General features: G+C 59.2%; 16 protein-coding genes. 6 read left to right on the top strand and 10 right to left on the bottom strand.

Features of this window, described 5'->3' with window-relative positions:
• Positions 1-26: 26 nt before the first annotated feature.
• Together amaB and GOV80_RS16295 are read right to left on the bottom strand one after the other, a co-directional pair.
• The gene (gene amaB, locus GOV80_RS16300) at positions 27-1523 is read right to left on the bottom strand and encodes an L-piperidine-6-carboxylate dehydrogenase (RefSeq protein WP_419555660.1); all 1497 of its coding nucleotides are present in this window, start codon (positions 1521-1523) and stop codon (positions 27-29) included.
• A gap of 18 nt (positions 1524-1541) precedes the next feature.
• Entirely contained in the window at positions 1542-2648 is a 1107-nt protein-coding gene (locus tag GOV80_RS16295) for a saccharopine dehydrogenase family protein (RefSeq protein ID WP_170786324.1), read from the bottom strand.
• 202 nt (positions 2649-2850) lie between these two features.
• Between GOV80_RS16295 and GOV80_RS16290 the strand changes: the two genes are divergently transcribed.
• Positions 2851-6636: a flavoprotein gene (locus GOV80_RS16290; protein WP_170786322.1), complete on the top strand. Its 3786-nt coding sequence runs from the start codon at positions 2851-2853 to the stop codon at positions 6634-6636.
• Here GOV80_RS16290 and GOV80_RS16285 read toward each other — a convergent pair.
• The 8 genes from GOV80_RS16285 to GOV80_RS16250 form a co-directional block, all read right to left on the bottom strand.
• On the bottom strand, positions 6629-7792 hold the full coding sequence (locus GOV80_RS16285; protein WP_170771131.1) for a hypothetical protein: 1164 nt from the start codon (positions 7790-7792) through the stop codon (positions 6629-6631). The two genes, GOV80_RS16290 and GOV80_RS16285, sit on opposite strands and share 8 nt — an antisense overlap.
• 12 nt (positions 7793-7804) lie before the next feature.
• Positions 7805-11071: an adenylate/guanylate cyclase domain-containing protein gene (locus GOV80_RS16280; protein ID WP_170786320.1), complete on the bottom strand. Its 3267-nt coding sequence runs from the start codon at positions 11069-11071 to the stop codon at positions 7805-7807.
• A gap of 117 nt (positions 11072-11188) precedes the next feature.
• Positions 11189-12898 (bottom strand): ABC transporter ATP-binding protein, encoded by a 1710-nt coding sequence (locus GOV80_RS16275; protein WP_170786318.1) that lies wholly within the window; start codon positions 12896-12898, stop codon positions 11189-11191.
• Between the two features lie 4 nt (positions 12899-12902).
• Positions 12903-13853, bottom strand: coding sequence for an ABC transporter permease (locus GOV80_RS16270; protein ID WP_170353864.1), 951 nt, complete (start codon positions 13851-13853; stop codon positions 12903-12905).
• Complete coding sequence (locus GOV80_RS16265; RefSeq protein ID WP_170786316.1) at positions 13850-14827, bottom strand: ABC transporter permease; 978 nt, start codon at positions 14825-14827, stop codon at positions 13850-13852. Before GOV80_RS16265 ends, GOV80_RS16270 begins: the two co-directional genes overlap by 4 nt.
• A 48-nt stretch (positions 14828-14875) precedes the next feature.
• Positions 14876-15823 carry a glutathione S-transferase family protein gene (locus tag GOV80_RS16260; RefSeq protein WP_170786314.1) on the bottom strand — a complete coding sequence of 316 codons (948 nt, stop codon included), beginning with the start codon at positions 15821-15823 and terminating at the stop codon, positions 14876-14878.
• Positions 15824-15827: 4 nt separating this feature from the next.
• The gene (locus tag GOV80_RS16255) at positions 15828-17393 is read right to left on the bottom strand and encodes an ABC transporter substrate-binding protein (RefSeq protein WP_170786312.1); all 1566 of its coding nucleotides are present in this window, start codon (positions 17391-17393) and stop codon (positions 15828-15830) included.
• A gap of 127 nt (positions 17394-17520) precedes the next feature.
• Positions 17521-19101 (bottom strand): ABC transporter substrate-binding protein, encoded by a 1581-nt coding sequence (locus tag GOV80_RS16250; RefSeq protein ID WP_170771143.1) that lies wholly within the window; start codon positions 19099-19101, stop codon positions 17521-17523.
• 429 nt (positions 19102-19530) lie between these two features.
• On the opposite strand from GOV80_RS16250, the gene GOV80_RS16245 reads away from it, so the two are divergent.
• Genes GOV80_RS16245 through GOV80_RS16225 form a run of 5 tightly spaced genes read left to right on the top strand, consistent with a single transcriptional unit; the run spans position 19531 to position 23629 of the window.
• Positions 19531-20415 carry an alpha/beta fold hydrolase gene (locus GOV80_RS16245; protein ID WP_170786310.1) on the top strand — a complete coding sequence of 295 codons (885 nt, stop codon included), beginning with the start codon at positions 19531-19533 and terminating at the stop codon, positions 20413-20415.
• Positions 20412-21899, top strand: a complete 1488-nt coding sequence (locus tag GOV80_RS16240) for an FAD-binding oxidoreductase (protein ID WP_170786308.1) — start codon at positions 20412-20414, stop codon at positions 21897-21899. The genes GOV80_RS16245 and GOV80_RS16240 overlap by 4 nt, the downstream gene beginning before the upstream one ends.
• Positions 21896-22306: a hypothetical protein gene (locus tag GOV80_RS16235; protein WP_170786306.1), complete on the top strand. Its 411-nt coding sequence runs from the start codon at positions 21896-21898 to the stop codon at positions 22304-22306. The genes GOV80_RS16240 and GOV80_RS16235 overlap by 4 nt, the downstream gene beginning before the upstream one ends.
• On the top strand, positions 22303-23349 hold the full coding sequence (locus GOV80_RS16230) for a hypothetical protein (RefSeq protein WP_170786304.1): 1047 nt from the start codon (positions 22303-22305) through the stop codon (positions 23347-23349). The genes GOV80_RS16235 and GOV80_RS16230 overlap by 4 nt, the downstream gene beginning before the upstream one ends.
• Positions 23339-23629 (top strand): hypothetical protein, encoded by a 291-nt coding sequence (locus tag GOV80_RS16225; RefSeq protein WP_170771156.1) that lies wholly within the window; start codon positions 23339-23341, stop codon positions 23627-23629. Before GOV80_RS16230 ends, GOV80_RS16225 begins: the two co-directional genes overlap by 11 nt.
• Positions 23630-23721: the final 92 nt, after the last annotated feature.

The raw sequence follows: 23721 nt of genomic DNA, 5'->3' as shown, positions 1-23721 counted from the left end.
CTCCGAAAAGGCCGCCGGGACAACGATCAGATGTCGAATTTCACACCCTGCGCCAGCGGCAGTTCGGCCGAGTAATTCACCGTATTGGTCTGGCGCCGCATATAGGCCTTCCACGCGTCCGATCCGCTTTCACGCCCGCCGCCGGTTTCTTTTTCACCACCAAAGGCTCCGCCAATCTCGGCCCCAGACGGACCGATATTGACGTTGGCAATACCGCAATCCGATCCGGCTGCTGTCAGGAACTGTTCCGCTTCGCGCATGTTCAGGGTGAACACGCAAGACGACAGACCTTGTGGCACGTCGTTCTGAATCTCGATGGCGTCGTCGAAATCATCATAGCCCATCACATAGAGGATCGGCGCAAAGGTCTCGGTTTTTACCGTGGCCGTCTGGCCGGGCATCTCGACAATGGCGGGCTGCATATAGACGCCATGGGGCACGCCTTCGGTGACGCGCTGACCGCCGGACACTGTGCCCCCTTCGGCTTTGGCCGCGTCCAACGCTGCGGTCATGGCCGCGCCCGAGGCTTCATCCACCAGCGGGCCAATCAGCGTACCCTCGGTCAGCGGGTTGCCGATGGGCAGACCGGCATAGGCCTTTTTCAAGCGACCCACCAGTTCCTCACGGATCGAGTTATGCACGATCAGGCGGCGCAGCGTGGTGCAGCGTTGACCGGCTGTTCCCACGGCTGAGAAGACAATCGCCCGCACCGCCATTTCCAGATCGGCCAAGGGGCAAACGATCATCGCGTTATTGCCACCGAGTTCCAGAATGCACTTGCCAAAGCGGGATGCCACCACAGGGGCAACCGCGCGGCCCATACGGGTGGAGCCGGTTGCCGAGATCACCGGTACATCTTCGCTGGCCACCAGCGCCTCGCCCAGCGCGGCACCGCCGATCAGGGTTTGCAACAGGTGGTCGGGCGCATCGCCGAACCGGGCCAGCGCGCGTTCGAAAATCTTCTGGCAGGCCATCGCGGTCAGCGGCGTTTTCTCGGACGGTTTCCAGATCACCGTGTCACCGCAAACCAGCGCAATCGCCGCGTTCCACGACCAGACCGCAACCGGGAAGTTGAAGGCCGAGATTACACCGACCGGACCCGCCGGGTGCCATGTCTCCATCATCCGGTGGCCTGGGCGCTCAGAGGCGATGGTCAGGCCATAGAGCTGCCGCGACAGGCCTACGGCAAAATCGCAGATGTCGATCATCTCTTGCACTTCGCCCAGACCTTCCGAGGTGATCTTGCCCGCCTCCCAACTGACCAGCGCGCCCAGGTCGTCCTTGGCGGCGCGCAATTCCTCGCCCAGCAGGCGGATCAGTTCTCCTCGGCGCGGGGCGGGCACGGTGCGCCAGGCTTTGAATGCAGTTTTGGCATTGGCAAATACCGTCTCCATGTCGCCCGCCGGGGTTTCATGCACCTCGGCCAGCAGGCTGCCGTCGATGGGCGAGTGCACGGCCAATGAGCCGCCGGTCAGTTCTGCGACTGTCAGGTCCAGATTGGCTAGGGTTGTTTGCGCAGTCATAACGATGTCTTTCATATCTCAGGCCGCCTTGTTTTGTTGGGTTGCATCGCCAGCGCGGTACAGCTGGCCAAATTCGGTGTTTAGGAAATCGGACAGGACCACTTGTTCCTGCCGGACAAAGCCCTTGGAAGGCAGCGCACTGGTGCGCATCAGATCGACCACACCCAGAACACCGGCGGCGGTGGTGACTTGAATGGCACTCCAAGTCTGGCCGTTGATCTTGCGGGCATAGCTTTTGTTGATCAGGGATTTCTCGCGCAAGCTTCCGTCGATCATGCCTTTGGCTGTGCAATAGACCAGCACCACGTCCTGATCCGTGCGCGGAAGGGCGGTCTCGAAAATATCCTTGAGCAGATCGCGGCGACGCTCCAGCCCCAGATCCTTGAGCAGCAGTTTCAGGATATCGCAATGGCCGGGATACCGGATCGAGCGATAGGACACTGCGCGCGCCTTGCCGTCCAGCGTTTCGGGCAAAGTGCCCAAGCCGCCCGAGGTGTTGAAACACTCATATTCCACCCCGTCATGGCCCAGAAGTTCGTAGTCTTCCAGCGGCGCGGTCTTGATCCGCTCACCATTCACGATGGCGTCGCAAGGGTTGCAATACTCGTTGATCAAACCGTCGGTGGACCATGTGAGGTTATATTTCAACGCATTGGTCGGGAACAGAGGCAACGCGCCCACCCGCATATGCAAACTGTCCAGCGTGTCGAATTCCGCTGCCAGTGCAGCCCCGGCGATGCCGACAAAACCGGGTGCCAGACCGCATTGCGGCATGAAGGCGGTTTCGCTGCCTTCGGCCAGTTCGCGCACGGCATTGGTGGCCGCCACATCCTCGGTCAGGTCAAAGTAATGCGCCCCCGCCGCTTTAGCCGCCTTGGCGATCTGCAGGGTCAAGAAAAACGGCGCGGCCGAGATCACAGCGTCAAACCCCGCCAACCCCTGCGCCAATTGCGTTTCATCGCCGACGTCGATCTGCCGGGTCGAGATACCTTGCCGGTTCAGCACCGACAGGGCGGACAAGTCGCGGTCGGCCACGGTGACCGAATAGTTGGATGACGATTTCAGCAGGGCGGCGATCATCTGACCGATCTTGCCTGCTCCGATGACACAGATATTCCAGCTCATAGCGCGCCTCCTCAATCGTTTTGGAAAAGTATGAAGGCGCGACTGTTCGATCCGCAGGGGCAATCTTGACGAAATTGCCAATTGATCCGTCATAATGTCGGTTTTTTCGTCTTTTAGACGGAGCGCACGAACACCGGGTAGATATGCAATTATCCAAATACTTCCGTGATTTTCCGCCTAACCTAAGGTAAGGTGCAGGTTATTGGGCCATTTTGTCCGCGCCAATTCCGCGTCACGCGTGGCCCTGACCCTGTCGGGAAACGCATTGCGCCCAATTACCGGACCAATGCGCCTGTTCTGGTTGATCCCGACATCGGTCCTGAAATGCATTGAAGCCAACGTTCAGGGGGGAACAGGCGTGCCTAAAGATCCGATTGAGAATTTCCGTACATTCAATCCATCCGAGTCCGACTGGTCAGTGATCTATGCGATCCTTTCCGCATCGGAAGACAAACCCATCAAACCGCATTTCGAGTGCTTCGAGGTTGAAGCCGACACCATCCTGCCACCCGAAGGCATGTATGTGGTCCTGTCCGGTCTGATCCAGTTGCAGCAGGATGAGGTGGTTTTGGCCACCGCTGACGCCGGTGACTATTTCTATGAAGAACATCTTGAGATTTTCGATATCCCCGTCAGCCTTCAGGCGCTGGCCACGGCGGGGACCAAGCTGGCCTATCTGTCCAGCAGCCAATGGCTGGAAATCCCGCTTGATATCCGCAAACACTGTTACGACACCCTATTCGGGGATCTGGTCAGCGTGCATCTGCACAACTTTCAGCAACCCATCAACTGTTGCAGCGTGACAGCCGCAGCGCTGAGCATGTCGGCGCTGGGGTTCAGCTACGAGGTCAACGACATCTTCCGCGAATGCGCCTTGCCCACATCCTTTGTGGTCAATGACGGGATTTCGCTGGGCGAGCTTTACGACGTCGCTTGCACATTCATCAACACGCAGGACCTGCGTGAGAAGATACAGGTTCAGGCCTATTTCATGGATGAGGCCACAACCTCGGTCGAGTTGCTGTTGCAGGCGATTGATGAATCCAACCGGGTGGGCGGCGACAACGACATTCTGGTGGCCAATTTTCAGGTCGGCGTGGCCCATGGCAAGCAGAACATGCCGGGCGGGCATTTTGCGATCATCGCCAAATGCAACCCCAGCACCGGTCTGGTGCATATGATGGATGTCCACCCCGAGAAATACGGCAAGCTTTGGGTCACGACGATTGACCGACTATGGGCGGGCATGTCCGACCGTGACGGAACCTCGATGCGGTCACGGGGGATTTTGCGGTTCTCGGCGCTCGAGGCTGTGAAGACGACGCTGCAAACGCTGCAACAGGATTGCAACTATGTGGACAGCACCGAATATCTGGCGAAAGACCCCAAGAAACGCCGCAACCTGTTCCGCCGGGCCAGCCCGAACATGAACTCGCTGGGTGTGCTGGCGGAAAGCCTCAACATCCTCGGGGATGAACAGGTGGATGAAGACAAGCTGCTTATCGCCACGCAGACCAATCTGACCGACAAGCTCAACCGGGTGTCCACGGCCAAGGAAATGCACTTGCTGGCGCAACGCTATCTGGGACAATCTCCCGATGTGCATTTGGGCAGCACTTTCCGCAGCTATACCGAACACCCCGGAAAGGGGAATCCAACGCCGCAAGAGTGGTTTCGCGCTCAATTGCATAGTCTGAACACCGAAAAAGATCGGCATTTGATGATCAATATCGACTTCAACCGCGTACTGGGGTTCGAAGTGATCCGCCCCCCTGCGAATGTGTATCGCGAGACTGCGCTGCTGGAAGAATTCTGGTGCCTGTGCATCGCCTATGATGAGACAACCGATCTGGTGACCGTGGTGGATATGAGCCCCGCAACCTCGCAAGTCTGGCAAGCGCCGCGCGGGCATCTGTTCCGCGGCCTGCGTGACCTGTCAAACCCTGCGATGCTGGTGATCGAGGAACACGAGCCGCCCGAGGACCCCACTGATGTGGAACGGATCGTGCGCGAGAACCCGATCGTCCTGTTCTACGCGGATGAGGACCCGTGGTCCTATATGCTGCGCAGTATGCTGGCCAATATCGGCATCACCACTGCCCGGCTGATCGACATTGAAGGCCACGGAGCCAACGTGATGAAGATGCGGCGACAATTGACGATGATGACCGGCAAGGAAACCGCGCCCTACCTGTTCTTTCAGGGCGAATGTCTGGGGCGGCGCAAGGATATCGTCGATGTCGTTCTGGATGGCAGTTTTCAGCAAAGCGTCAAGGATGCCGGGCTGCCGGTGTTGCTGCGCCATGAATCCCCCAGCCTCGACAAGAATATCTTTGGCTATCCCAAAGGCGGGCTGACCGATGCGCCCAGCGAAAAGCGCAATGTACTGCTGTGTGCCTGCGGGTCCTCGGCGGCGGATAAGGTGCCGGATCTGGTCAAACGGATCAAGGATGCGGGCCATAACGTCAAGCTGATCCCATCCGTCTCGGCCGAGAAATTCTTTCGCGATATCGAGGTCGAGGACGAAACAGACGGCCCCAGAACCATGCGCCCCAAAACGATCGAGGATTACATCTCGCATCATGATTACTACCGCGACGATGATGAGTGGAATTTCCGCTATACCGAGTTCGGAATGCCCCTGCGGGCTTCGCATCTGGCGCTGTGCGACTGGGCCGATTGCGTGATCGTGGCGCCGGTGACATGCAACACGATGGGCAAGATCGCAAATGGCATTGCCGACAATCTGCTGACTTCTGTCTTTGTGGCGTGGCAGTACCGAAACAAGCCGGTGATCCTCTGCCCTGCATGCAACACGAATATGTGGAACAACGTCACCACCCAGAACAATGTTGAAAAGCTGCGGGATCTGGGGGTCGATATCGTCGGACCGCGCCGGGGACGGCTTTCGAACGGCATGATGGGGATCGGCATGATGGCCACCCCGGATCAGATCATGGAGGTCCTGGACGAAGCCTTCGAAGAACTAGCCGATCAGGAGCACAATATCTGCAAATGGGCGCAGGAGGCCGCAGCCTCGGACGAGTTCGCCCAATGGGGGCGCGTCTTTGATGCCATCGACCGGGGCATGGCTGGGATCGACATCGTCGATGACAGCAATGGCGACACGCTGCTGCACTATGCGGCCGGTGGTGAGGGCGAGCTGCACGAAAACGGGCAAGACCTTGGCAAGCCCGACCTTGAAGCAGCGCAAGAGCTGATAGATCGCGGGATCGACGTCAACGCCACCAACGATCACGGCTTTACCAGCCTACATGTGGCGGTAATGAACAACTCGGCCAAGATGGTGAAGGTTCTACTGGGCGCGCCGGGGATCGACGCCAGTTCCTGCATCAATTTCCTGCGCGATCCCAAGAACGCAAGGGACGTGCGGAAGGTAAAGCCCGAGATTGCGGCGATGCTGGACGATTGGGCCAATGCGCACACGGTCATCGCCCCCGAAGAGGTGGACGAAGACGATCTGATCGACGACCGCGAGCGGACTTATCTGTATTTCACCTACGGGTCGCTGAAGAAAGGCTTCCCCAACCACGACGCCCATGCCGAAGTGCTGGATGATTTCGTCGGGCAGGCGGTGACGCGGCAACGGATGCCGCTGATCGTTCCGCACGAACCCCATTGCGACAATCCCAATTGCGGCTACCTGCACCGGATGGCCACACTGGTTGACCAGAAAGGACGAGGCGAGCCGATCCGGGGCGAGGTTTATCGCGTGTCATCCTCGGGGTTGAAAGATCTGGACAAGCTCGAAGGCTATCACGGACCCGGCTCGCCCGAGAATGTCTATGTCCGCAAGCGGATCAATGTGCTGCTGGATGGGGTGAAGAAACCCGCCTATGTCTATGTGATCGCGCATCCGACCAAATATCTGGACCAATGGGCCGATGGGTCTGCCGGGGTGGTGGCGGAATACACGCTGGATATGGCGACCGGCACGCCAAAGCCGGGTTTTACGCCCCCTAGTTAAGCATCTCGATCACGGCCTCATCCTCGGGGTCCGCCTTGAGGCTGAGGTTGTAGGCCGTGATCGCCACCATGCACAGCAGAACAAAGGGCCAGAACGCGGCCTTGGGGATCAGGTTGTCCTTGTAGTGAATGAACCGCAGGGATGGCACGGCCTCGGACGCAAACAGATAGGTGTTCACCGACACGGCCAGCAGCAGGAAATACATCAGGAAAAAGAACGACTCCATGTAGATCACCGGCGAACCGGCAAAGCCTTCGCGTAGTTGCACATGGGCCAGCAGGATCACGAAGAACAGAACCGAGCAGGTACCGATCACGCTGGAGGTACTGAAATCATGCCTCTCGACCAATTCGGGGCGACGGGTCACGGTCATCACCGCGCCAAACAGCAGCATCGTCACCACGATCAGCGGTATCATATGCACGATGAACGCGTTGCCGAAATTGCGCTTGATGACAAAGTTATAATGCAGCTCGGGCAGGTTGGTCTGAAAGTCGATATCCTTCAGGCCCATCGTGGTGCCCAGATCGGACAGGCGATAATCGAAATAGGTATTCTCACGCTCCCACGTGCCCATGACGATGCGCTTGTCGATGCCGAAAATATCCCTGGGCCCTGTGGCGGGATAGGCGTCGAAATCGGGGATTAGCGCCACGGCAGTGTCGAAACTGGCGGGCCAGAACCGCACCCAGACGGTTTTGTGGTCGAACGGATAGCTGGTGTAATCGAAACTCTGTCTTAGGGTCTGTTCAAAATACCAGCCAATCAGCTCTTCGTCGCCCTGATCAATGCGATACGCCTCTTCAATCGTCCCGCTGGCCGCGTCCGAGGCATCGGGCAAAACAAACCCGACATCGTCCTTGGCCGGTTTGATCGCATCATGCACGCCATCCTTGTAGTGCTGCCAAACATAGCCGGTCACATGAACGTCGCTGGCACCGGTAAAGACAAAGGACTTGATGAATATCCCGGTTTTAACGCGATATTCGGGCACGGTCTCAAGGTCTTTCAGATAATCCTCGACCGAAGCCTGATCGGGCAATTGCGTCGGATCGCCTTCGAAATGGTTCAGCGCGTTCCAAAGTACGATCAGCAAAACGGACAACAGAACCGTCAATACACCTGAGATGCGCCAGACTTTGCGTTCGATACTCATTCAACCCCTTACCTAATCGTCCAGCCGCCCGACCAGCGTCTGCGTGATGCCCATGTCGCGGAACCCGGCGCGCAGGGCCTCCAGCCCTTCATGTGCGGTTAGCGGAATGCCCCACGCACCGCATTCCGCCAGCGTTTTGGTTTGCTGAATGGACAGGTCCACCATGGGCAGCGGCTCTTTCGCAGTAAAGGCGGCCAGGGCATCGGCATAGGCCGTGGCCCGGTCCCATTCCTGCCGGTTCAACATCACCGCACTGGCATCGGTGTAGAAATGCAAATGGCTGTGGCCAACGCAGCCCTCGGCGATGATCTCGGCCCCCAGTTTCAGATGACGATTCTGCGCAACAGCGTCCGGCTCGGCCATAGCCAGCGCCGAAAGCGCCTTGGGGCCCACAAAGTTCCGGCCGTGTTCCAGCGCGATCTCGACCGCATGCTGGCCCGTCTTCCGGGCCTGATCCAGTTGCCCGGTATAAACCTGTGTGCGGGCCAGATGCTCTAGCGCCTGCGCCTCAAGCCGTTTGGCCCCGACCCGGTTGGCAATCTCGGCGGAAACCGAAAAGGCCTCGGACGCCTGATCCAGCTCACCCAGAAAGGTATGCGCCACGCCAAGACAGGTCTGGGCCACGCATTCCGGCACAAAGGCAAAATACTTTTGCGACACCTCGATGGCTTCTTGCGCGTCCATCTTGCCCTGCGCCACATCGCCGGAATAGCTGCGCGCAACGCTGAGGTTGTGCAGGTTCGCCGCAAGATCCCGAACAAGGCCCTTCTCACGCGCCCGCTCGACGGCCTGCGTATAGAACCCGACCGCCGTCTGCATCGTGGCGCTCATGAAATTGGCATCGCCAAAACCGCTGAGCGCCCCAACCTCAAGTCGCACCGAATCCAGCTTACGCGCCAGTGTTAGAGCCGTTTCATTGCTGGCCAGCGCCTTGTCGACCTGCCCCAGCGGGAAATAGACATTGCCACGCACATAGTTGATCTGAGCGATGTCCCGATCCGAGCCACAGCGCTCGGCGGCGGCCTCGGCTGTCGCCAGACTTTCCAAAGCCTCGGTATACCGGCTGGCCTGTCGCGCGGCCTGCGCCAACCCGATATGGGCGCGGCAGGTCTGTTCGTCGGTATCGGCCAGCGATGCGGCCTCATGAAACTCGCGCAGGGCCTCATCAGACAAGCCCTGTAGGCGGTGTGTCTCCCCCCGCGCGCAAAGCAGATCAAACCGCACTCCGGCCGGTGCAGGCAGTTCCAGTGCCCGTTCGATCAGCGGGCTGGCATCGTCGAACTGGAAGGCCTGGATCAGCTTGTCCGCAGCCTCAAGATAGGCTTGCGCAGCGTTATTGGCCCCGGCCCGGTCCAGATGTTGCGCGCGTAGGGTGGCGTCGCGATCCTCGAACCATTTTGCTGCCTGCCGATGCAGCCGCGCACGTTCGGATTTGACCAGCGTGGCGTAAGACCCGTCGCGGATCAGAGCATGGGCAAACATCAGATCCTGCCCCGCCTCGCGGATCAGGGCCGAGCGGATCAGGGTGGACACATCCAGATGCCCCTCACCCAGCACGAAATTCAGCACCTCAGGTGAGAATCGCTGCCCCAGGACCGAGGCCGCCTGAATTGCCGCCCGGTTCTTGCGGTCCAGTGAATCCAGCCGCGACTGAACGATGCCCTGTATGCTGCCGGGCACGGATTCGCGTTTCAGCACGTCGATATTGCGCAGAAGCTGCTCAAGAAACAGCGGGTTGCCACCGGCCCGTTCTACGCAGGCCTCCAGCAATTCAGGGTCTATTCCGGTGAATTCCTCGACCAATTGGCGCGCCTGATCATCTCCCATCGGCGCCAGTTCCAGCTTGGAGATCAAGGCACCCTCCGTGCTCATCTGCCATTCCCGGTCGATCGGATCGCCCTCAACGCGACTTGTCATCAGCAGTACACAGGGCAAGTCACGCGTCGCTGCCGCCATATGGGCACAGGCAGTCAGGATATCCGGCGCGGCCCAGTGGATATCCTCGATCTGGATCAACAGCGGGTTGTCACGGCTGCGCCCGGCGATCAATTCATCGATCACACTACGCCGCCCGCGCAGGCGCGTGGCGTTGTCCATCACGGCATAAACTTCCGCCAGACCGGGGTCCTGTTCCAGCTCAAGCAAGGCATTCAGATGCGCGGCATTGGAGGGCGACACCCACCCTTTCGCAACTGCTCGCTTGGCAGCGTCGGCGCTGGTGACGGCATCGGCGTTAGGCTCTAATCCCAGAATGCTGCGCGCGACGGATTGAATGGCGGAATGCCCCTCGCGCGCGCCGAAATCCATCACGACGCCTGTATGCGTGGAATAAGACAGCCTACTGGCCAGCTCGGCCACCTGTTCCGACAAATGTGTTTTGCCGATACCGGGTTCGCCCAGAATGATATGCACCTCGCCCTTGCCGTGGCGCTTGCAACGGTCGAATGTGGCCTCGAAGATGGACATCTCGCGCTCGCGCCCGACAAAGCGGTGACGGCGCGACCGGATGTTTTGCGCCAGACGCTCCAGCCGCCACAGCTCGACCGGGTCATTCAGACCCTTGATCGCCTTCTCGCCCATCGACTCGCCCACGAACAAGGGCCCCAGCGCGCGCTGAATGTCGTGGGACACCAGCGTCTCGCCAACCCCCGCCATATCTGTCACGCGCGAGGCCAGGTTCACCCCATCTCCCGTCACCGTGTATTCCGTATGCGCTTCGCTGCCGGTCGTGCTGGCGATCACCTGCCCCGAGGCGATGCCGATATGGCAAGTCAAAGGCCGCGTCAGGCTGGGCAGGACCGCGTGAATTTCCAACGCTGCCCGCGCCGCCCGTTCTGTGTCATTGGTGTGCGAGATCGGCGCGCCAAATACGGCCATGACCGCGTCGCCGATGTGTTTGTCGATCCGCCCGCCGTATTTCTCGACCACGTGATCGACCTTGTGAAAGAACTCATTCAGCAGCGCGTGCATGTCTTCTGCATCCAACTCGCTGGACAGGCGCGTGAATCCGGTCAGGTCTGCGAACATGACGGTGACTTGCCGCTTGGCAGGCTCAAGCGGGGCCTGCGGCGTGTAGGCCGAGACCATTTCGGTCACGTCCAGTTCCGAAATCGCACGCAGAAGCCGTCGGCGATCACCGACTGCGGTCACTCCGATTTCGATCAAGTCTTCGCCCGTCAGATCGGGCAAAATGGCGAAATCAATTTTGTTATCCAAAAAGGCTTGCGCATAGTCAGACAATCCAAGCGCGCTCAGCCAGTCCCTAAGGTCCTGAGACATGTCGCCCCTCTGAAGCCCCCAACTCCAAAGGTGAGACTAGCACGGCAGACCCGCCCGAGTCTGCAATGGTTAACGAATTTAATGTTTATTTTCGCATATTTGCACGGATTGCGAGAGTTAGGTTTCGGCGTTCAACCCTTCCGTGGACAGATCGTCCAGTTTGGGCATCAGCCGGAGTAGTTCGCTTGCATATTCAGTCTGCGGATTGGCAAACAGATCGTTGGTCTCTTGCAGTTCTACCACCTTGCCCTGTTTCATCACGGCAACTCGGTCGCACATCTGGCGCACGACCGGCAGGTCATGACTGATGAACAGCAAGGTCAGACCCAGATGCTCCTGCAAATCCTTCAAGATGTTCAGAATTTGGGCCTGAATTGACACGTCCAGCGCACTGGTCGGTTCGTCACAGATCAAAAAGCGGGGCTGCGTGGCAAGCGCGCGGGCAATGGAAATCCGCTGACGCTGACCGCCCGAGAATTCATGCGGGTATTTCAGCCCGGCCTCATGGCCCAGACCGACCTGATCCAACAGCTCATCCACGCGGCGCTTGATATCTGCCCCGTCCATCAGCTTGTGATGGCGGATCGGCTCTGCCACGATCTCATCCACCCGCATCCGCGGGTTGAGAGAGGAATAGGGGTCCTGAAAGATCATCTGGATGTTCTTGCGATACGCATCCAGCGCGGCCTTGTTGGTCAGATCGCTGACTGTCTGCCCTTCGAAGGTGATCGTGCCGCCATCAACAGGGTAAAGCCCCGCAATCATCCGCGCGACGGTGGACTTGCCCGAGCCGGATTCACCCACCACGCCAAACACCTCGCCCGCGCGGATATCAAAGCTGACATCGTCGACAGCGGTGAAATAGGTGCGGTCCCACGGCAGAAGCCCGCGCTTTTGCAGGAACTTCTTGGTCAGGTTGCGGATTTCAAACACCGGTTTGCTGGTGTCATTGTCCACTTTGGGCCAGTGGCGGGCCATGTCTTCGATCGCAAAGCGGGTCTCGCGCCCGCCATAGCTGATTTGCGGAAAGCGATGCAGTTTGAGTGTTGGGCGCGGTACGGCGGCGATCAGGGACTTGGTGTATTCGTGGGTCGGCTGGCCCATGACCTGAGACGTAGGGCCGCTTTCGACCACTTTACCCGCATACATCACCGTCACCTTGTCCGTGGTGTCGGCAATCACGCCCATATCGTGGGTGATCAGGATGACCCCTACCTGCCGCTCGGTCGCCAGTTCTTTGATCAGGTCCAGAATCTGCGCTTGAACGGATACATCCAACGCGGTCGTCGGTTCATCCGCGATGATCACGTCGGGCTCGGTGCACAGGGCCAGAGCGATCACCACACGCTGCCGCATCCCGCCCGAGAACTGGTGCGGGTACTGGTCTAGCCGTGCATCGGGGTCAGGGATACCAACCCGGTCAATCAGATCGCGGGCGCGTTTGTTGGCCTCACTATCTGAACCACCTAGATGCGCCTGAATGGTCTCGACCAATTGCTCTCGCACGGTGAACAGCGGGTTCAGCGAGGTCAGCGGATCCTGAAAGATCATCGAGATCTTTTTGCCGCGCAGCCCACGCATCGCCTCGGCGTCGATACCGCTGATCTGGTCACCGCTCAGCTTGATCGTACCGCTGGCGATACGGCCGGGTCGGTCGAGCAGACCCATAATGGCGGCTCCGATGGTGGATTTACCGGCCCCGGATTCACCCACAAGCCCGTGGATTTCGCCGGGCTCAACCGACAGGTCCACATGGTCCACGGCAGTGAACAGTTTGCGGCGGGTCGGGAATTCGACCGTCAGGTCATTGATTGTCAGAAGGCTCATGAAATCACCGCAGCTTGGGGTTCAACGCATCGCGCAGCCAGTCGCCCAGCAGGTTCACAGACAAAGCCAGCGCCAGAAGGGTGCAGGCCGGGAAGAACAGAATCCACCACTCACCCGAGAACAAGAAGCCCTGTCCGATGCGGATCAATGTCCCCAGAGAAGGCTGGGTCGGTGGGGCGCCGACGCCAAGGAAACTCAGCGTCGCCTCGGCGATGATAGCCAGAGCCAGCGAGATGGTGGCAATCACCAAAACCGGACTGAGAACATTGGGCAGGATGTGGCGGAACATGATCGGGAAGGACCCACGACCGATCAGGCGGGCCGCTTGAACATATTCCTTGTTTTTCTCGACCAGAGCCGCGCCGCGCACCACGCGGGCGAACTGGACCCAGTCAGACAGCGCAATGGCGACGATCAGGACGTAGATCGCCATCTCATCGCGGTATTCCGGCGGGGTGACGCCTTTGGCAATACCAAAGATCAACATAGCGACCAGAATGGCCGGGAAAGTCAGCTGCACATCGGCGACCCGCATGATCAGGGTTTCAATCCAGCCGCCGAAATAAGCCGCGACCAGCCCAAGAACGATACCGATGATCAAGGCCAACAGCACGGCAGATGCGCCCACGAACAGGGAAACGCGCATCCCGTAGAGGATGGTCGAGAATACGTCGCGCCCTTGATCGTCGGTGCCCAGCAGAAAGGTTTCCTGCGTAAAGGCGTTGGGTGTTCCGGGCGGCGTAAACCCGTTCATCAGGTTCAGTGAGGACGGGTCGAACGGATTATAGGGCGCGATCAGCGGCGCAAAGATCGCCGAAAGCACAAGTATGGCGACAACCAGAGTCGCGACAATAGCCACAGGTGAATGCCGAAAGGACCATGCGAAGTCGCCGTCCCAGAACTTGGCGAACCGCGACTTTTCCGGCGCTTTGGGGGTATCGAGAATATCGGTCATGTGGCCCTCGCGTCGACACGCAGGCGCGGGTCAATAGCATAGTAAAGAAGATCGACAATCAGGTTGATCGTCACGAACATGACCGAAATCAGCATCAGATAGGCGGCCATGACGGGGATATCGACGAACTGGATCGCGTTGATGAACAGCAGACCGACGCCCGGCCATTGGAACACCGTCTCGGTGATGATGGCGAACGCAATGATCGAGCCTAGTTGCAAGCCGGTAATGGTGATCACCGGCACCAGTGTGTTCTTCAGCGCGTGGCGGAAGTTGATCACCCGGTCCGACAATCCGCGGGCACGGGCAAAACGAACGTAGTCGGCGCGCAAAACTTCCAGCATCTCGGATCGGACCAGCCGCATGATCAGTGTCATCTGATACAGGCCCAGCGTAATCGCGGGAAGGATCAACGCCTTGAGGCCCGACGACGTCAAAAAGCCCGTAGACCAGTTCCCAATCATAACGGTTTCGCCCCTCCCGAAGCTAGGAAGAAGATCAAGCTCGACCGAGAAGATATAGATCAGCAGTATCCCGATCAGGAAGGTCGGCAACGAAACCCCAATCAAACTGACGGTCATAATCACATTCGCCGCAACCCCTTGTCGTCGGATCGCTGTGAAGACGCCCAGAGCAATACCCATTGTGATGGCCAGAAAACCTGACACAAAGGCCAGTTCCAGCGTCGCGGGTGCACGTTCTGCGATGATGGTCGAAACCGGACGACCCTGGCGGTAAGAGACGCCAAAATTGCCCTGAACGGCCCCTTGCAGGAACTTGAAATACTGGACCGGGAAGGGCTTATCCAACCCAAGCTCGGTGCGCAGGCGGTCGATATCAGCCTGCGTGCGTTCCTGCCCCAGCATGTTGTCGATCGGATCGCCGACAAAGCGGAACATGGAAAATGCGACCAGACCCACGACCAGCAACACGATCACGGATTGGAACATCCTTCGGACGATATATGCGAACATTTAGTTTCCCCGTTGATCTGCCTCTCTACGCATGCCCCGCCCGAATGGTCAAGATGTCGCAGAGGACAACGCCGCCCGGTCCTGTGGCTCAGCCCAGTTTATCTTTGGCCCCAACGGCACGATCCCCAGCGGGTTTCGCAGCTCGGAGGGTGAGAAATACCCGGCCTTGTATATCTCGGGCTTCACTGTCCGGGCAATCTCCGGTCGAGAATATAAATCCCGCGCATAGCCCCACAGATGCGGATAGTCGACCAAACGCCGCAAATTACAGCGGAAGGCATAGTGATAGGCCACATCGAACCGCGCCAGGGTCGGGAACAGGCGCAGGTCGGCCTCGGTCAGATCATCGCCGCACAGGTATCGGTTGGTGGCCAGATGCGCCTCGATCTCGTCCAGCATGGTGAAGACATCGTGAAACCCGGCCTCATACGCCTCTTGCGTGCGGGCGAACCCGGCGCGATAGACGCCATTGTTCAGGCGGGGATAGATTTTGTCGTTCCAGGCATCGATCTGATCCAACTTGTCTGGCGGGGCCAGATTGGGGCCATAGCCTTCTATCGTGCCCAGCATACGCACGAGATCGGCGGATTCATTCGACACCGCGAGGTTTTCGGCGCGATCCCACAACAAAGGCACGGTGATGCGCCCGGTATAAGCAGGATCAACCTTTGCATAGGCTTGATGCAACGCGGTGACACCGAACAGAGGATCGGCATAGTCACCATCGGTATCGTACACCCAACCGTCCGGCGTGCGGCGCGGGCGGGCATAGGCGACGGTGATCAACTCCTCCAATCCCTTAACGGCGCGCGTCAGCAGGACCCGATGCGCCCAAGGGCAATTCCACGCGGCATACAGGTGGAACCGCCCCGGCTCATAAGGCCCGTTTGGCAGAGCGTCGCGGATGGTCGACGCTTGACGACGGTATGCGCCGTCAAGCGATGTGTCGGGGGCGGGGTCGTCCACGTGGTAGACCCCGGCAATCATGACGCCCATGCGGTTAGTTCACCGTGACCCAACGCAAGATGAAGAAGTTATCCGGGCGTTGCGTCAGGTCGATATTACTGCCGGTCCCCCAAACCAGAGGCTGCACATACATCGGCACATAGACATGATCATCCTGATAGATGGCCGTCACCTCATCCAGCATGGCCTGACGCTTCGTCGCGTCTAGCTCGGATTGGATCATCGGCAATAGTTCATCCACCCGTTCGTTCGAGTAGCCGCCGAAATTCCAGCTGCCCAGCTTCTTTTCCTCGTTCGGCGTGGCTACCAGAAAGCGAACGGGATGTTCGGCGTCGAATGTGCCGGGGCTCCAGCCCAGCATATACATGTCGTAGTTATCCTCGCGCAGCTCTGGCCAGTAGTTGCGGACGGGCATGGCATCCAGTTCCGCCGTGATCCCAATCTGCGCCAGCATGGTGACGACAGCCTGACAGACCGGTTCGTCATTCAGATAACGGTCATTGGGGCACTTCAACCCGAACGAGAACCCATCCCCGTAGCCCGCCTCGGCCAGAAGCGCCTTGGCACCTTCGACATCAAAGGCGGGGCGATCTGCATTGGCGGCGGAATAGCCGCTCATAGCCGGGCTTACCAGTTGCGAGGCGGCTTCGGCATTGCCGCGCATGATCGTGGCCAGAATTGCATCCACATTGATCGCCTGCGCCACCGCCTGACGGACCCGCGCATCACGGAAAGGGTTCGGTTTGCCCGCGTCATCGGTGTATTTCAGCGTCTCGGCTTCATGATCGAAACCCAGCATGATCACGCGCGCCTCGATCCCCTGAATGACGTCCACATCGGCGTTTTCCTTCAGGCGTGCAACGTCTTGGATCGGGACAGGATTGATCATGTCCACATCACCCGACAGCAGCGCCGCAACGGCAGTCGCTGGGTTCTGGATCGGGTTGAATTCGGCGCGAGTAATGTTGTGTTCAACCTCACCCCACCAAACGCCATGCGGCTCTAACACGGTCTTAAGCCCCGGTTCGCGGACCGTCACCTTGAATGCACCGGTGCCATTGGCATTGATCGTGGCGTAGTTGCCGGTTTCCTTGTCAGGCACCAAGGCGTCATTCGCCTCGGTCCAGCCTTGATCCATGATCATCCAGTTGGCGATCGAGGACGGGAACAGCGGGTTCGGCGCCGAGGTCATGATATCGACCGTATAGTCATCGACTATGATCACCTCACTGACCGGCGCAAACCAGCTGCGCGTATCCGCCGCCTCGCCTGAGGCCCGCTGATAGCTGAACAGCACGTCTTGCGCATCGAAGGTGCTGCCGTCGTGAAAGGTCACGTCCTCACGCAGCTTGAATCGCCAGCCTTCACCCTCTCCGATCGGCTCCCAGCTTACGGCCAGCGCGGGTTCGACCGTCATGTCTTTGCCGCGGCGCACTAGCCCTTCGTAGACATTGTTGAGAAAACCCAGAACCGGGGCCGAGTTGACGGCGTGCGGGTCCATGGTCTGCGGATCGGTGGTCGAGGCCCATTTGAACTCGGCCGCCTGAACACTGGTCGCAGCCAGCAGGGCCAGGCCAATGGCACTGTTTCTAAGGATCATTTTTATCTCTCCCTGTTCTCTGCGCCTGAGTTTTCTTGGTTTTTCGCTTGCACGCAAGGAAATCTCAGGGCGAAACAAAAAGCAGGGCGCGAAATCCGCGCCCTGCCTTGTTCGCAATCGAACCGATTTAGTTCATGGTGAAGTATTTGACTTTCGGCTGGTCTTCCGCATCCACTTCGATGCCCACGCCATCAGCCATACCCCAGTTCAGAACCTGGTGGTGGATCGGGATGTACAGCGCTTCGTCCTGCACCACGCGCCAGATGTCGGCGATGTCAGCGTTCCGCGCATCAAGATCGGTGTTCGAGGCCAGCGACTTGATCTTCGCATCCAGCGCATCGTCCTGATAGCCGGTGCCGTTCCACGTTCCGATATCGTCCTCGCGACCATGGACCAGGAAGTTGAAGATGTATTCCGAGTCATATGTCGGCACGCCCCAACCCAGCATGTAGAAGTCGGTCTTGCTGTCGGTGATCAGCGGGAAATGCTGTGCCTTGGGCTTGGCGTCCAGATTCACAGTCACGCCGATCTGACCCAGCATACCGACAGCCGCCTGACAGATCGCCTCATCGTTGATGTAGCGGTCATTCGGGCAGTCCAGCCGCAGCGAGAAACCGTCGCCATAGCCTGCCTCGGCCATCAGGGCCTTGGCTTTTTCCAGGTCGGTCGAGGATTCGCCGTCCATATCAGCAGTCCAACCGTTGACAAAGGGCGGTGCGATCATGCCCGCAGGCTGCGACTGGCCGCGCATCACGACCTGCTTGATCGCATCGCGGTTGATCGCCATCGACATGGCCTGACGCACACGCACATCGGCCAATGGGTTCTTGCCGTCCACGTTATCCGCTTCGATGTCATCTGCGCCCTGGTTCATACCAAAGAAGATCACACGGTTCTGCGGCGCCTGCTTGACCATCAGGCCATCGGCACTGTTGACGCGCTCAATATCCTGCACCGGCATATCCTGAAGGAAGTTCACTTCACCCGACAGCATCGCGGCCACACGCGTTGCAGCGTTCTGGATCGGGGTATAGATGATCTCGGTCACTTCCATCGGGAACTGGTCGATGCCCCAATAGTCATCGTTGCGCACCATCACGGTTTTCACGTCAGGCTCGCGGCTTTGCAGCTTATATGGCCCGGTGCCGTTGGCGTTGGTGGTGGCATAGGTAATCTCGCCGCCCTCAAAATCCTGCACATTGACGGTGTCATTGGCCTCGGCCCAGCCTTTGTCCAGAATGAACAGGTTGGTCAGGTTCGACGGCAGGATCGGGTTCGGACCATCTGTGACCATCTCGATCGTATAGTCATCGACCGCGCGCACTTCGGTGATCGAGCCGATCAGCTCTTTCATGTCGGAATTCGGCTGCTTGGCGCGCTCAAAGCTGAATACAACGTCTTCTGCGTTGAAATCAGAACCATCGTGGAATTTCACACCTTCGCGCAGCTTGAAGACCCAGACGTTCGGATCATCGGCCTTGGGCCCCCACTCGGTCGCTAGCGCGGGTTCAAACGCACCGGTCACGTCGCGGATGATCAGCGGCTCGTACATCTGGTGGCGAATGGTGTGCGACGGACCTTCGTTTTGCGAATGCGGGTCCAACGTCAGCGCGTCACCCGCGCGCGCCCAGCGCAGAGTTTCAGCCGATGCCCCTGCCGCCATCATTGCAGTCGCACTGGCGGCAATCATCAGATTTCTTAGGATCATTATAATCTCCCCGTTTATTGTTAGCGCCGCCATCCCAGACGGCAGGCCGTTGTCGCGGCCTTGGTGGTCCTGATCATCCAGATCATTTTCACAGTTGCAACACTAGATTGTGAGCCGACTGAAATGTTTATCTCGACTCTTGGTTTTCCTATTGATTAGAGACTGTTTTGTATAGAAATTAGTTGACCGCTTGGTCAAGTTTAGAGCGCTGAATGCAGTGTCATCACCCGGATTCTGCTGTGCGTCCGAATTGCAGCACCCTTGCCCGGTAAGGATTTCCGGCGGTTGCATTTCCGTCTGGCGCGCACAACTATCCGGGCAATGAAGGTATTTTTCAGGTTCATTTTTTCAGCTCTGTTGCTTGTCACTGTTGTGCTGACCGGGTTTTGGGTGACAGCCAGCAACCGTGAGACTGTTCCGGTGGGCCACTTGCCTGATGACACAGGCCGGATGATCGAAACCTCTGTGGGTGCGATCTTTGCTTTGGACGTCGGCGACCCTTCGGCACCGCCGGTTCTGTTTGCGCATGGAACAGCGGCGTGGTCGGGTTTGTGGCGACCCACGCTTTCCCACATGTCCGACGCCGGGTTTCGCGCGATAGCCTTTGACATGCCGCCTTTCGGCTGGTCGGAACCAGCACAGGATGAGGACTACAGTCGGACGCGTCAGGCCGAACGCATTGTCGCCCTTCTCGAAGAGCTGGACAGCCCTCCGATCGCCGTCGCGCATTCCATCGGCGCAGGTCCCGTGGCCGAGGCTGTTATGCTGCGCCCCGATTTGGTGTCCGGGTTGGTCGTAGTTTGTGGGGCGATTGCGCTTGAGGCGCATGAATCTCCAACTTCTATGCCCATTTACCTGCGAAATGGGCTGCTGCGACAAGGTATAGCCGCCACAACAGTCTCTAATCCACTGCTAACGCGCCATCTCCTTCGCGCGTTTTTGCATGTGAAACTGGCTGCAACGCCTGAAATCGTCTCGATATTGCGCAAACCGATGGCCCGCGAAGGATATACCAAGGCCGTTGCGGACTGGTTGCCGCACCTGCTTGCGCCGCCGCAGAACGCGCGCAGCACACGGGCAGAAAGCTGGCGTACGCTCGACCTGCCGGTCGCATTGATCTGGGGCGCGGAAGATACCGTGACCCCGGTCGCGCAAGCCCAAGCTCTCAAGGCGCTGTTGCCTGACGCGCCCCTGATTGTTTTGCCCAATGTAGGTCACATCCCGCAAATCGAGGACCCGGACCAATTTCAAACTGAATTGATTGACGTGCTGAACGCCATGTCCGGGCCGACGCTATCAAAGGATGACGCATGAGGAATTTCACCAGACGCGCCGCGCTTTTCACCGCCGGTGGGGTGGCGGGCTGGGGCTTGTCTCGTTGGTTGGGGCCCAACCTGCCCGTTTATGACGGCACCCGCTACACGCCTGCCGTGTCGGATGCCACGATCCTGAATGACGCCAGCGGATTGTCACCGACGCCGGTACACAAGCATCTGGTGATGACCGAGAATGCTGATGACGCCCTGATCACGGCTATCCGTCAGGAACTGGCGCAGGCACAGGCCGAGGGCGGCCCGGTGAATGTCGGCGCCGCGCGCCATTCGATGGGGGCGCAAGCCATCCCGCGCGATGGCACAGCGATCACCTTTGACAACGGCTCGGTCGAGATTGACAGCGCAGCGCAGACATACCGCGCCCATGCCGGGGCACGCTGGTCTCAGGTCATTGCGGCGTTGGACCCTGCAGGATGGTCGCCCAAGGTGATGCAATCGAACCACGATTTCGGCGTCGCCGCGACCTATTCCGTCAACGCCCATGGCTGGCCGGTTCCGTTCGGGCCGATGGGCGCAACCGTGCGATCCCTGCGCATGATCCTACCGGACGGAGAGCTTGTGACATGCTCGCCCACGGAAAACGCCGACCTGTTCAATCTGGGCATGGGAGGCTATGGGCTGATCGGCATCATCGTCGATCTAGAAGTCGAAATGGTCTCTAATACACGGCTATCACCTACTTTCAAAGTGATGGAAGCCAGCGCCTTTGCCAACGCTTTCCGCCAGGCCGTGGCTGACCCGGCTGTGACGATGGCCTATGGCAGGCTCAATGTCGAACGGGCGTCCTTCTTTGAACAAGCCTTGCTGATCACCTACCGCGAGACCGAGGATCAATCGGACCTGCCGCCTGCATCCGGCTCGGGATGGATGTCCCATGCCGCCAGCCGCCTGTACCGAGCACAACTGGGCAACGAGGCGTTCAAGTCCTTCCGCTGGTGGAACGAAACCACGCTGGGTCCGGCCTTGGGCGGAGGTGAAGCGACGCGGAATTCCCTGATCAACGAACCCGTCGTCACGCTAGACGACCGCAACCCGGACCGCACCGATATCCTGCACGAGTATTTCGTGGGTTTCGATGCGTTTAATGACTTCCTGACCGCCTGCCGCGAGGTGATCCCGGCCTCGTATCAGGAGTTTCTGAACGTGACCCTGCGCTATGTGGCGCAGGACGATCAGGCGGTTCTGTCCTTCGCCTCGGAACCACGCATCGCCGCCGTTATGTCTTTCAGTCAGGAGATGACCGCCCGCGCCGAGGCCGACATGGCCCGCATGACGCAAGAGCTGATCGACCGGATCACCGCGATCGGCGGGGCTTATTACCTGCCGTATCGCCCGCACGCACGGCTGGATCAACTGACCGCCGCCTATCCGCGCGCGCGGGAATTTGCGCGGGCCAAACGCGTGTTAGACCCGCAACTGGTGCTAAGAAACAACCTTTGGGACAGCTATTTGGGGCGGCTATGACCAATCTACAAAAACTCTGTATGGGGTATTTCGTGGCACTGATGATTGCCGCGTCGCTGAACTACGTGCCCGGCCTGACGGATGAAAACGGTCTGGCTTTCGGAATCTTTGCGCTGGATATCTATGATGATGCGCTGCATGTGGCCTCGGCCTTCTGGGCGCTGATTGCAGGGCTCTGGTCCCATCGCGCGGCGCGGACCTTTCTGATCCTGTTCGGGCTGGCCTATCTGGGCGACGGCGTGTTCGGGTTCTTCACCGGTTATGGCTATCTGGATCTGGGGATCTTCACGAACGACTCTGCCGGGATGGACCTGTCCCTCGGGCGCGTGCTGGCAAACCTGCCGCATCTGGCGCTGGGAGGGGTGGCCGCCTGGGCCGGTCTGCGTGACGCACGGAGGACGACATGAGAGTTCTGCTGAGATGGCTGCGCAGGCTGGTTCTGCTGTTGGTGCTGGTCGGGATCGGCTTGGCCGCACCGATCATCTATGTCGAAACAAGCTGCAAGGGTACCGCGCAGGCGCAACCCTACGACGCCCTGCTACCGGCCGAGCATCACCGCCCCGAAACCCGCAGCCTGATGACCTATCCTGAGTGGCACATTGTCCACGCTTATGAGGATTATGCCGAGGTTCTGCGCCAAGGCGACCCGCATGACTACGGCTTCTGGCAGGGGATCACGGGGTTCTGGAGCTCGCTCTGCGCGCTGACCGAAACAGCCGCTGCCCATGGCGAGATTGACGGTGAGACCAAGCAGACGATCTATGTGATCGGGGCCAGTTTCACGGCGGAACTGGCGTTGAAGGCACTGTACGAAGAGACAGTCGGCCGCCTGTTTACCGCCCTGCGCGGCCCGGAACGGGCTCCGCTGGATGAACTGTCGGCGCAGCAGGCATCAGGTTACGCTGAATTCCTGCAACAGGTGCCATGGTACAAGTGGCGCTTTGACGACGATGCCCAAAGCTTGATTGACCAGTCCAGCGGCTCGATCCGCGACACTGAACGCGCAATAGCTCTGGGTCTGGAATACACCGCCAAGGGTGGCTATGCCGGGGTGATTGAACAGGCCGTTGAGCAGGTCGGTCAGGATGAGCTGACCCTTCGCATGATCGTCACCTCAGAGGGCGAGTTGCCCGCCTATCCCGACATGCAAGTCATCGCCCAGCGCCCCGAAGGGATTGAGATCGAGACGCCACGCTACCGCGCCCTGACCAATCTGCTGGTGCAGATGGCCGGTGACGGTGTGAACGTGGTCGAGATCGCAGGCAATGACGACATCCTGTTTACCGCAATTTCGGATCAGCCCACGCGGGCAGACGCGATCTACAGCGCGCCTCGCCAAGGGTTCGGCGACCACCGACATCTGATCGTCGTCAAAGTGTCCGATCTGGCCGAACGTCTGCGCCAACTTCCGGGGGCAGGCCTGGCACTGGAACATATCCATGACTATTAGGGCGGTTCTGATTGCCCTGCCGCTGATGTTTCTGGGGTGGCTGTCCACGCTTGTTGTTGTGGCTTTGCTGACAGACGACGCCCCGGCCTATGTGGTTGTCCTGCCCAAAACGCAGATGCTTGAGGCGCTGCCCGGCGACGTCTCGGTCCTTGCGGCCTCGCCCTTCAGCCTGACCGTCGCGTCAGAAAGCGAGGGATTTGTAAAATCCCTATATAATATGGGCGCTCGCCTGGTGCTCCCTGCGGGCCTGCCGGGCTGTCTGCCACTGCCCAAGGCCTGACATCTCGGTCTCGTGCCTTCCTCCATGCTAAAAACCCACGTTTGATCAGGCTGCTTTGCGTATACGCCTGCGCCATCGAGTTTTCTGCAAGT

The sequence above is a fragment of the Ruegeria lacuscaerulensis genome (assembly GCF_013034685.1).
GTDB classification, from domain to species: Bacteria; Pseudomonadota; Alphaproteobacteria; order Rhodobacterales; family Rhodobacteraceae; genus Ruegeria; species Ruegeria lacuscaerulensis_B.
The sequence above is the reverse complement of the archived record's forward strand: the minus strand, read 5'-3'. Positions and strand labels throughout refer to the sequence as shown.

Excerpts from the sequence above, each read along its gene's own strand:
- GOV80_RS16225 (WP_170771156.1), top strand. The coding sequence starts at position 23,339 with ATGACTATTAGGGCGGTTCTGATTGCCCTGCCGCTGATGTTTCTGGGG.
- GOV80_RS16270 (WP_170353864.1), bottom strand. The coding sequence starts at position 13,853 with ATGACCGATATTCTCGATACCCCCAAAGCGCCGGAAAAGTCGCGGTTC.
- GOV80_RS16255 (WP_170786312.1), bottom strand. The coding sequence starts at position 17,393 with ATGATCCTTAGAAACAGTGCCATTGGCCTGGCCCTGCTGGCTGCGACC.
- GOV80_RS16285 (WP_170771131.1), bottom strand. The coding sequence starts at position 7,792 with ATGAGTATCGAACGCAAAGTCTGGCGCATCTCAGGTGTATTGACGGTT.
- GOV80_RS16240 (WP_170786308.1), top strand. The coding sequence starts at position 20,412 with ATGAGGAATTTCACCAGACGCGCCGCGCTTTTCACCGCCGGTGGGGTG.
- GOV80_RS16265 (WP_170786316.1), bottom strand. The coding sequence starts at position 14,827 with ATGTTCGCATATATCGTCCGAAGGATGTTCCAATCCGTGATCGTGTTG.
- GOV80_RS16250 (WP_170771143.1), bottom strand. The coding sequence starts at position 19,101 with ATGATCCTAAGAAATCTGATGATTGCCGCCAGTGCGACTGCAATGATG.
- GOV80_RS16235 (WP_170786306.1), top strand. The coding sequence starts at position 21,896 with ATGACCAATCTACAAAAACTCTGTATGGGGTATTTCGTGGCACTGATG.
- GOV80_RS16260 (WP_170786314.1), bottom strand. The coding sequence starts at position 15,823 with ATGGGCGTCATGATTGCCGGGGTCTACCACGTGGACGACCCCGCCCCC.
- GOV80_RS16230 (WP_170786304.1), top strand. The coding sequence starts at position 22,303 with ATGAGAGTTCTGCTGAGATGGCTGCGCAGGCTGGTTCTGCTGTTGGTG.
- GOV80_RS16280 (WP_170786320.1), bottom strand. The coding sequence starts at position 11,071 with ATGTCTCAGGACCTTAGGGACTGGCTGAGCGCGCTTGGATTGTCTGAC.
- amaB (WP_419555660.1), bottom strand. The coding sequence starts at position 1,523 with ATGACTGCGCAAACAACCCTAGCCAATCTGGACCTGACAGTCGCAGAA.
- GOV80_RS16275 (WP_170786318.1), bottom strand. The coding sequence starts at position 12,898 with ATGAGCCTTCTGACAATCAATGACCTGACGGTCGAATTCCCGACCCGC.
- GOV80_RS16295 (WP_170786324.1), bottom strand. The coding sequence starts at position 2,648 with ATGAGCTGGAATATCTGTGTCATCGGAGCAGGCAAGATCGGTCAGATG.